Raw genomic sequence first — 10,124 nt, forward strand, 5'->3', positions numbered from 1 at the left:
ACGGACAACGTGTGGGCTACATTGCTGGGTGGCGCGGACTCAAAGCCGCGTAACGGAGGCACATACGCTCCGTATGATTAGTCACCTCATTGTGTCGGCTACGCCCCCCGCTCGGCAACTTAAAAAAGGGACCCAAGCCAAAATGTAACGAATACTTAATATATGGGCAGAGTAAATATAGACTCCGTGGAGGTGTTGACGGCACCGGCAGGGCGGGCACAAAAAGCCCGGCACAAGGCACAAAACCTCGCACCGGGCATAACGAAGAAGCGGGGGTATCAGTCGGGCTACGAACGCTCAGGCTTCACAAACGGGAACGACAACACCCCACGAATCTGCGTCTGGGCCAACAGCATCACCAAACGGTCCACCCCCAGACCCAAACCACCCGTCGGCGGCATACCCGTCTCCAAGGCGTAAAGGAAATCCTCATCCACCTCCATCGCCTCCAGATCACCCGAAGCCGCCTTCAACGACTGCTCCGTCAGACGCTCACGCTGCACCAGCGGGTCCGCCAGCTCAGAATAAGCACAGCCCATCTCCATGCCGTTAATCACCAAATCCCAACGCTCCGCCAAACCCGGAACACTACGATGCGGCGCCGCAAGCGGACTCGTCTCCGCAGGGAAATCCGTATAGAACGTCGGCTCCACCGTATGCGCCTCAACCAGCTCACCATACAACTCCTCAACGATGGCACCCGGACCCATACCCTCATGAACACGCACACCGTACTGCTGCGCCAAAGCCAGCAGCTCCTCAAAATCCGTCTGCACATCCACGCGGCGACCCAGCGCCTCCGACAGAGCATCACACACCGACACCACACGCCACGGACCCGACACATCAGATACCGTGCGCTCGCTCGAAGCCCTACGACCCAGCGGCAACGACACCGAACCAAACACCGCCTGAGCGGCATCCTTAATCAGACGCTCCGTCAACTCGCGCATCTGCACATAATCCGCATACGGACGATACGCCTCAAGCACCGTAAACTCCGGATTATGGGTCGCATCAGCGCCCTCATTGCGGAAATCACGACCCAGCTCATACACCGGACCGCTACCGCCCACCACCAGACGCTTCAAATACAGCTCCGGCGCAATACGCAGCGTCAAATCCTCGCCATAGGCATTGATATACGTGCGGAACGGACGCGCGCTCGCACCACCGTGCACCGTATGCAGAATCGGGGTCTCCACCTCAAGGAAACCCTCCGCATCCAGGCGGGCACGTAGCGCCTTAATCACCGCGGTACGCAGACGCAGATTCTGCATCTGATCCGGATGCACCAACAGGTCCGTGGAACGGCGACGCAGACGCGCCTCCGGGTCAGTAAAGGAGTCGAAGGGGATGGGGTGCAGGCTCTTCGACGCCATGTGCCAGGAGGTGGCAATCAGCGATTGGGTACCGTTACGGCTCGCCCCGTAGGTGCCCCGCACGGTGATGATGTCACCGGTATCCAGGTTGCGGGAGGCGAGGCTCAGCGGGCGCTCGCCCACCAGGCTGCGCTCCATGACGACCTGCAGGGTTTCACCCCCTTCAATCAGAGTTGCAAAGAGGACTCCACCATGGTTGCGAAGCGCGCGAATACGCCCCGAAACCATGAATTCCGAATTTGGAATATTTTCAGAAGAGAATATACGCAGGGCATCCTTCACGCCCAGTACAGGAGCACTGGTACTGCCCAAAGAACCACCCAGCGGATACGGCTCCATGCCCGCCGCACGCAGCGCCTCCAGATGGCGCAGACGGTGCTGAGTCTGATCGCTACGCGACACCTCAGGAAGCTCTTCCATAGTAGCGAGCTGCATCTGGTGAAGAGCCTCCAGCTCATCTGCAGAAAGAACCTGCTCCTGATTCTGCAAACGGCGCGCCGACAGATTCGGCAAAAAGCCCTCCGCCATACCCGCCGCAACCACAACATTTGCCATCGCCAACGTCGGCTCCGTCGCCAAAAAACGAGGAACCCACAGCGGGGCAAACTTCAGATTGAAACGATACAGGCGGCGCAACTGCAGAAAACGATCCAGCACACCCAAAGAGCGGGACGCGAAACGGTTCCATGCCGACGCACCCACCTGATCAGCAGCCTCAAAAATATGGCCGAACATCGCAAAATTCAGCGACACCCGACGCACACCCAAAGACGCCGCCTGCTCCATCAGCGAGGCCACCATAAACTCCACCACACCATTAGGTGCCTCAGGGGAGCGGCGCATCACATCCAAAGACAGCCCCGTAGGACCCCACGGGACGAACGACAGCAGAGCCACCATCTGATCAGCCTCATCATGAGCCGACACCAGAACAGACGAAGAATCCGCCGGATCATTCACACGATTCAGCGCCATCGAGAAGCCGCGCTCCACACGCCCATGACGCCACGCCGAAATATTCTCCGCAACCTGCTGACGCTGCTGCTCATCCAACTCCGCAAAGCGACGCATCTGCGCCGTGTACCCGCCGCGACGCACACGCTGAACCGCCTGACGCACCGGTAGCATCGACGTGTCATTGAGCGTGAAACGGTCCGCCTCAAGGACCGCCTCCTCACCCATCTGAATAATCGACAGACCCGCACGGTTATAGGCGCGCGCACCCGCCTCACTCACGCTCAGCGCCGCAGGAACCCAACCGTAACTACGCGCCTGCAACATCCACTGCTCAATCGCGGCATCCCACGAATCCGGGTCACCCACCGGGTCGCTCGACGCCAAACACACCGAACCCACCGAACGGTACGTAATCGCCGCCCTCTGATCCGGAGAGAAAATCACCTGCTTATCGCGACGCGTCGCAAAATATGAGAGCGAATCATTGGCACCGTACTGCTGCAGCAGGGCGCGGATCTTCAGCTCCTTCTCGCCGGTCCACGCATCCGGGGCACGATAACCGCGAGCCAACAGATACAGCGCCGCAACCAGCGAGGCACCGTAACCAAAAGACGCCAAGAAAGCCACCACATCAGCAGACCACACGCCAGGATGCGTACGCTCAATACCCATGCCGTGCATGAGTAGCTCCCACGGGGTGATGAAACGCAGCGGCTCCCACACACCAATACGGCAGAGGTACCAGAGCACCAGGGTAGTCAGCAGAATACCGCCAGCCGCCGTAGCAGCCGCCCCCGCCCACGAGAGGCGACCAATGCGCGCCGGGAACGCTGAACGAATCGAGAAAAGGAACGGCACCAGCACACACGCAAACACGATGGAGAGAGTATCGACCGTCGAGGAGAAAATACGGTCCTTCGGCATAATCCCCGCGGGGAACGCCAGCGTGAAAGCGCTATGGGTCGCAATCAGTGCGCCCAGCACCTGGAAAACGATGGCTGCAATGAGGGCAGCGCGCTTGCGCACAATCAGTCCGGAAACCAGCACAATCATCGTAATGGCGCTGGGCAGAGTATGCGTGGAGGGAATATTCAGCAGGTCAGCGGTGACTTCCCACCAGGTGAAGCCGCGACCGCGCCGCAGAGGAGAGATAACCCACGCAAACGTGGTCAGAAGCGCGGCAAAAGAATACACCCCGATAACCACGCGTGCTGATATCTCTGCATACCTTGAGGGAGGCGCAGGCGCCTGCCCTGCTCGTGCTGTACGGCGACGTGAGGTAGTGCGGTGAGACATCATGATCAGCGAGGAATCGGGGTGTAGAGAAGGTATTGGACCTAAAGAATCTGGCTAGGCTTCAGCCTTCGGGTCACGGTAGGTGCCCTCGAAGACATCGGGGATGCCATTGTCGTCAGCATCCACGGTTTCCTTCTCGGCTAGGGCGCGGTAGTGCTTGTTGCGGCGAGACAGGATAGCCGCACCCACAATGGCAGCCAGAACAGAGCCGACGAGAATCGCAATCTTTGCGTCTTCGGTGTGCGGGGAACCGTGCGGGAAGGAGAGCTCAGCCACCAGCAGGGACACGGTGAAACCGATACCACCGGTTGCAGCCAGACCGACCACGTCAATCCAGGCGATATCCGGGTCGAGGTTAGCGTTCTTGAAGCGGGTCACGAGCCAGGTGGTGCCGAAAATACCGATGGTCTTACCGGCAACTAGCGCAACCATAATGCCGACCGCCACGGAGTCGGTGAGGGCGCGTCCGAGGCCTTCAAAACCGCCCACAGCCACACCCGCGCTGAAGAACGCGAAGATGGGCACGCAGATGCCGGTAGAGAGGGGACGGAAGCGGTGCTCCAGCACCTCCGCAAGACCGTGCTCAGCCTGCGCCGCCTCAGAGCGAGCGGACATCTTCACCGGCACCAGGAAGCCCAGAACCACACCGGAAATGGTCGCGTGAATACCGGACTCAAGGAAGAGCGCCCAGGTGATAATACCCAGGGGCAGAAGCAGCAGCCAGGCAGCCAGCGGCTTCAGATGCAACATAGTCTCACCGCGGTAGGCAATGAACGCGAAAAGAGCGAGGGGAATGAGCGCGAAGAGCAGGTACTCGCCATGGAAGTTATTGGTGTAGAAGATTGCGATAATGCAGATTGCGATCAGGTCGTCGACCACAGCCAGGGTCAGCAGGAAGACGCGCATCGCCGAGGGGAGGAAAGTACCCACGGCGGCGAGAACAGACACCGCGAACGCGATATCGGTTGCGGTGGGGATCGCCCAGCCGTGCAGAGCGGTGGGGCTGGTGAAGTTCAGCGCCGTGTAGATAATCGCGGGCACTGCCACGCCACCGAAGGCAGCCGCAATCGGCACAATCGCGGTGGAGGGCGACTTGAGGTCACCAATCACGAATTCCTTCTTCAGCTCCAGGCCGGTGAGGAAGAAGAAAACGACGAGCAGACCGTCTGCCGCCCAGGTTCCGATGCTCATCTGCAGGTGGTTGAAGCCGGGGATAACCGGGCCGACCACGGTGTCTCGCAGACCAAAGTAGAAGGTGGAGGCGGGGGTGTTGGCGAGTACTACTGCCAGCACCGTCGCAATCAGAAGTACGGTACCGCCGACTGATTCTGCACGCAGAATGTCGGCTACGCGGCGTGAGTTGCTATATGAGCCGCGGCTGAGGGTATCTGGATTGGTGTGAGTCATTCTCTCCTCTTTCTGCCGCGATATTATGCGGCATCTAAGGCTTTTAAGTTTACTCTGCACTGTATGAGTATTCGAGTAGCTTCTGGCGGCTTTTAGCTCATGGGCGGTGCACCGCGGTGTGCTTTCATGGCGTATATACATAAACGTTCCGCCCTCCCCACGGCGTGTGGGGAGGGCGGAACGTTTAATATTTTGCAGATATTCTGCGTGGTCGACTAGGTGTCTAGCCGCCTGAACGCAAGATTAGGAACCAGCGATTGCGGGTGCGCCGGACTCCTGGCCGTGGTCGTGTGCCAGCTCGCGTGCAACGTAGTTCTCCAGGTCGAAGAGGTTGCCGTTTGCGCGCTTCACGATGGTCACCAGGGTCTCCATGGTTGCAACTTCCTCAACCTGTTCCTTCAGGAACCAGAGGATGAACTGCTCGCCCAGTGCGTAGTTCTCAGCGCGTGCTGCGGAGAACAGGGCCTCGATCTGACCGGTGACAGCCTTCTCCTGTGCCAGGGACATGTCAACGATTTCCTGAACGTTCTCGAAGTCGTTCTTGACAGCGGGAACAGCGGGGATCTCGACCTTGTGGCCGCGGTCCAGCTTGTACTGAACCATCATGAGTGCGTGCTCGCGCTCTTCGAGGGACTGCTGGTAGAAGAACTTAGCCAGCTGGGGCAGGTCCTCACCGTCGAGCCAGATAGCCATGGACAGGTACTGGTGGGATGCAGCGAACTCGTGGCCGATCTGCTCGTTCAGAAGGTCGTAGAAAGACTTAGACATATGGTTTCTCCTTATATGGTGGTTGCTTTTGGGTGCCGGGATGGCGCGGTGCAACCTGTTGATATTTATCGTAAGGGGTGGGGTGCGCCATGTACAGAGAGAAAAGGCTAATCGGTGAATCAGATAAGGTACCCCTGACATATTGTCACCACAACCCTTAGTGTGGATGCCCTGAATACTTTCTTTGGATTGTGTGGTATTGGGTGTGTTTCCTTGAGATTTCGCGGTTTAACAGGGATAGACAGCGGGTTTAAAAACCACAAACCCTACGGCTCAAGGTAAACATAGAGACACCATGTTGGGTGCCTGCGCACGGGGCTAGAGGGCGCAAAAAATCTTAAAAATCTCTCGAAAATGCGGCGAAACTGATGTGGCTAGAACCCCGATGCGCCCCCAACCACCTCCGTAAAGGTTGTTCTGCGCGCGCCTTTAAAGAGATAAGGCACGTTCCCAATGGGAATGTGCCTTATCTCTGGTTCTCTCAACTCTCATCCCTCTGTGGGGTGGAGGAGGTTAGTGTGCGGGGTATTCCCCACGCTGCAGTGCATCAATCGAGATGACGTTTGAGGGGGTGTTGCCGAGGACTGCCTCGCCGATTTCTGCGAGATGCTCAACCTGTTCGGTGGTCAGGTGGTCGAAAATCTGGCGGCGTACTTCGCTCACGTGGCCGGGTGCGACCTCCTGCACCTTCTGCTCGCCTGCGGGGAGCAAATGGCAGATGCTGACGCGGCGGTCTTCTACACTGAGGGAGCGGCGGACGTATCCATCCTTCTCCAGGCGTGCTACAACGCGGGAGAGGCGTGCCGGGAGGGTGTTGGTAGTAATTGCCAGCTCGGTCATGGTGAGGGAATGATCCTTGGACTCGGAGAGCATCGCGAGCACCATGTATTCGACAAAACTAATGCCAGCTTCGCTCTGCAGCTGGTTTTCCAGTTTGCGGGTGAGGCTGAAGATGATGGAGCTGATAAAGAGCCAGCCTTCTCGCTCTTGCTGGGAGAGCCACTGGATGGATTCGCTGTGTGCGGTATTGTCAGACCGCTGCGCAGACGTGGTTGGTGTGGACACGGGATTGATTCCTCTTTTATCGGATATGGAGCTCTCTTATTAAAGAGAGAAGTGGCGTGTTGGCACCCATTGTAGCGAAAGGTCTGACTAGGTGACTCAAAATTGGTACGGTCAAGTAATGCTTGACACTTTGGTGCTAATTTTTTGAGGGGCGCCAGGGGTATCTTTTTGCACGCAGTGACTGCAAATACCCGGGGTAAGCAAGTGAAATACGACATATTCAAAAAGATTTCCGGTACAAGTATAGACAAGACCGTACCAAGAAGCACTTCCGTGCATAATGCTAACTTCCGCGGAATATCAAGGTTTTTAGGGGGTTGAGTGAAAATTCTAGGGAGTGTAAAGAGCTTGCCAAGGGTGAAAAATAACGAAACGATAACAAAATTTTTAAAAAATCTTGGTTTTGGCTTTGCAACCGTAATGAAACCGTGTACACTAATTACATAACGGGGTCGAAGGAAGCCTCCGAGGCGAGACCGGAAGCTCGCTTCGATAGGTTCGACTCTCTATTTATCGGTGATTGTCGTCGGTGTACGAGTAACTCGTATTTCTACCGACGGATGTGCGGTGCGGGTGCAGTTCGTGGTTGGGCTGCATTCCGTACCGTATCTTTTTAACTCAAATTTCTATCAACTCACTCTAAGAGCATCCAATGGTCGGGTGCTCTTTTTCTTTGCCTTCATATCGGCGCCGCAAGAGCGCTGTACGAGCCGGGGCAGAGTCGGGGGAGGAAGCGTAAACACCTGTGCTGTGTATCTGCCCTGTGTAGCTGTGGGGTGTAGCTGCACGGTGTGGTTTGTGTTGTGTGGTGGTGCCGTGTGTCCGCGGTATTGTTGCGCCGTATCGCGTCAGAAGTGTTATCCACAGGGGTTATCCACAGTGTGGAGAACTTACACGCATGTGATTTGGCAGAGCAGAATCGAGGTCCTCCCCAGGTTTAATTTAAGAGTGCTACAGAAAAATTCTTGTAATTACAGGCTTTCACGACCATTAAAACCGAGGGTAAGTTCTTAAACAGAAGACCTTTTTATCTTTAAATCCGCGGAACCCGAAAATTTCCACAGCTGTGGATAACCCTGTGCACTTAATCCACCGCCTCCGGCGTAAGGAGGCGCGTAAGATCGCTCGGCGGCTCTGTTGGCACTCAATATTTTGGCTAGTAGAAGGAAAAACGCCCCGGATGAGGGCGAAAATTCTGCAGTTTATCCCCCGCGCATCCCCAAAATAGGATGTTATCCACAGCAGTTATCCACAGTGTGGAGAACTTACAGTACTGTTATTCACATGAGTGCATACCCCGGTATTTCGCGGCAGAAAGGGGTGTAAGCCTTAAATAGCCTGTTGATACACAGGGTTATCCACAGGTGTGGGGAAAAGTCTTTGCCTAAAATCCACAGGTTCGAGCGAGGTCTTACATAAATGTGACGCTCCCCAACTCATGAAAAGTAAAGTAAACGCTACGCTGGTAATCTTTAATACAAGCCAAGTTTTCTAATGAAAGGCATCATCATGGCTGAAAAGTACACCCTCCCCGAGCTCCCCTACGACTACGCGGCGCTCGAGCCCCACATCTCCGCAAAGATCATGGAGCTGCACCACGACAAGCACCACGCAGCATACGTTGCAGGCGCTAACGCAGCTCTCGAGCAGCTTGAAGAGGCACGCGAGAACGGTGCATACGGCAACGTCTCCAAGCTCTCCAAGGACCTGGCGTTCAACCTGGGTGGCCACACCAACCACTCCATCTTCTGGAATAACCTGTCCCCCGAGGGTGGCGACAAGCCCACCGGCGAGCTGGCAGCAGCAATCGACGAGTTCTTCGGCTCCTTCGACAAGTTCCGTGAGCACTTCACCAACGTTGCACTGACCATTCAGGGCTCCGGCTGGGCAATCCTCGCATGGGACACCGTTGGCAAGCGCCTCATCATCGAGCAGCTTTACGATCAGCAGGGCAACATCTCCGTTGCACTGATCCCCGTTTTGCAGCTAGATATGTGGGAGCACGCATTCTACCTGGACTACCAGAACGTTAAGGGCGAGTACGTCAAGGCATTCTGGAACATTGTGAACTGGGCTGACGTTCAGGCTCGCTTCGAGCGCGCAGTGTCCCAGACCAAGGGCCTGGTTCTCTAATCTAAGTTTTCGTCAGCGCGGTGAAGTAGCCGCGGTGAGATAACTGAAACGGGTGCCCGGCGCCTCCATATTCGGAGGTGTCGGGCACCCGTTCGTTGTATTCAGATGTTGCTCCAGGGGTGGAACCCTAGAGCGCCAGCGTGCGGTCAATGCGGATGCGGCGGCAGAAATCCTCATCGTGGCTCACCACGATGAGCGCGCCGGTGTATGCTTCGAGCGCCTGCATCAGCCAGTCCACCGAGGAAATATCGAGGTTATTCGTCGGCTCATCCAGCATGAGAAGTTGCGGCACCGGGTCGGCCAGAAGCACCTGCGCCACCGCGGCGCGGAACCGCTCACCACCGGAGAGCTCGCCGGTCTTGTGGTGCACGCTCTCTCGGCGGAAGAGCAGGCGCGCCAGTTGGTCACGCAGGTGCTGTTCGCTCACCCCGGGATTAGCCCGCTGCACGCTCTGCAGGAGGGTGAGCTGCGGGTCGAGGGTAATGCGCTGCGGAATATACGCCCCCTCGAGGCAATAGTCGACCCGGTAGGCGGGCTGCACGGGGGAGCGGTACTCCGGGTCTTGTGCGTGGGCAATTGCCTCAAGGAGGGTGGTCTTGCCACTGCCGTTCGCACCGGTGATGCGCAGATGCTCGGGGCCGCTGAGAATCAGGTGTTCGGGGTGTTCCGCCGGGGTTCCCTGATTGCACTCGCTATCAGCCTCAATGGGTGAAAAATGCAGAGAATCAACCTTGGCAGGTTGCTGAACGGCAAATGTTTCACGTGAAACCCGAGAATCAACACGGCGGGAATCAACCCTGTGCAGCTCCAGCACCTTGCGTCCCGCGGGTAGGGGCTGTTGGCTCAGCTCGGCATAGATTTTCTCCTGCACGCGCACCTCATCCTGGGCGTTCTGGTATGCCTCCTGAGCCTGCTCCTGCTTGCCGATGCGCAGAACTCGAAGCTTTGCCGCCGCCTGACGTGAGGCGTCCTTGGTGAGGGCAAGAATTGTATCCGGCTGGTCGTCCTTCCACACCTGCGCCATGTTCTTCGAGATAATCTCCTGCGCCTGCACCCACTCGCGATGCGCCGAACGCACCCGGTTCTTCGCCTCGGTCACGCGACGCTGAGCCGCCT

General features: G+C 57.2%; 6 protein-coding genes. 1 reads left to right on the forward strand and 5 read right to left on the reverse strand.

The features are described 5' to 3' along the window. Positions 1 to 287: 287 nt before the first annotated feature. The 4 genes from lysX to HMPREF2942_RS07630 all read right to left on the reverse strand — a co-directional run bounded on the left by lysX (position 288) and on the right by HMPREF2942_RS07630 (position 6,875). Positions 288 to 3,638: a bifunctional lysylphosphatidylglycerol synthetase/lysine--tRNA ligase LysX gene (lysX, locus tag HMPREF2942_RS07615; RefSeq protein ID WP_083313474.1), complete on the reverse strand. Its 3,351-nt coding sequence runs from the start codon at positions 3,636 to 3,638 to the stop codon at positions 288 to 290. Between the two features lie 51 nt (positions 3,639 to 3,689). Next, positions 3,690 to 5,042, reverse strand: coding sequence for a Na+/H+ antiporter NhaA (gene nhaA, locus HMPREF2942_RS07620; protein ID WP_070633882.1), 1,353 nt, complete (start codon positions 5,040 to 5,042; stop codon positions 3,690 to 3,692). 243 nt (positions 5,043 to 5,285) lie between these two features. After that, positions 5,286 to 5,810 carry a ferritin gene (locus HMPREF2942_RS07625; protein WP_049341967.1) on the reverse strand — a complete coding sequence of 175 codons (525 nt, stop codon included), beginning with the start codon at positions 5,808 to 5,810 and terminating at the stop codon, positions 5,286 to 5,288. Between the two features lie 513 nt (positions 5,811 to 6,323). Then, positions 6,324 to 6,875 carry a MarR family winged helix-turn-helix transcriptional regulator gene (locus tag HMPREF2942_RS07630; protein ID WP_070688780.1) on the reverse strand — a complete coding sequence of 184 codons (552 nt, stop codon included), beginning with the start codon at positions 6,873 to 6,875 and terminating at the stop codon, positions 6,324 to 6,326. A gap of 1,509 nt (positions 6,876 to 8,384) precedes the next feature. On the opposite strand from HMPREF2942_RS07630, the gene HMPREF2942_RS07635 reads away from it, so the two are divergent. After that, the gene (locus tag HMPREF2942_RS07635; RefSeq protein ID WP_005507370.1) at positions 8,385 to 9,008 is read left to right on the forward strand and encodes a superoxide dismutase; all 624 of its coding nucleotides are present in this window, start codon (positions 8,385 to 8,387) and stop codon (positions 9,006 to 9,008) included. Between the two features lie 127 nt (positions 9,009 to 9,135). Here HMPREF2942_RS07635 and HMPREF2942_RS07640 read toward each other — a convergent pair. Further along, on the reverse strand, positions 9,136 to 10,124 hold a 989-nt coding region (locus HMPREF2942_RS07640), incomplete at its 5' end, for an ATP-binding cassette domain-containing protein (RefSeq protein WP_141755600.1).

It is taken from the genome of Rothia sp. HMSC071C12 (assembly GCF_001813895.1).
GTDB classification, from domain to species: Bacteria; Actinomycetota; Actinomycetes; order Actinomycetales; family Micrococcaceae; genus Rothia; species Rothia mucilaginosa.